Below are 317 nucleotides of genomic sequence, written 5' to 3'. Positions count from 1 at the left end.
CTCATATTCAAAGCATAAGGAAACAACGGGACGGTTCTTGCGTTTACGAAGGTCATGTAAACGCAAGAACCGTCCCCACGTTTTTCTCTAGAAACCGATTTTTTCTAAATAAAGACCTGATGGATCTGCAAGGAGTCCAGTTTGGTTTCTCTCTTTTGATAATATGATCACTGGAATTTTATCTGCATCTATTTGACCAAGTCCAACTTCAATAAGTGTTCCAACCATTTTTCTAACCATGTTGTATAGAAACCCATTTCCACTTATTCGAATTTCAATGAAACCGTCGTTTTCCTGCAATTCCACTGAATAGATTG

At 37.9% G+C, this 317-nt stretch carries 1 pseudogene; it reads right to left on the bottom strand.

The annotated features are described in order from the left end of the window. Positions 1 to 87: 87 nt before the first annotated feature. Positions 88 to 317, bottom strand: a pseudogene (locus AOA62_RS25840) (tRNA pseudouridine(38-40) synthase TruA); the annotation flags it as partial.

Origin of the sequence: Pseudomonas sp. 2995-3, from assembly GCF_002742565.1 — a bacterium.
GTDB lineage: Bacteria > Pseudomonadota > Gammaproteobacteria > Pseudomonadales > Pseudomonadaceae > Aquipseudomonas > Aquipseudomonas edaphica.
Note: the sequence above shows the minus strand (reverse complement) of the source record. Positions and strands in the feature narration are given on the sequence as shown.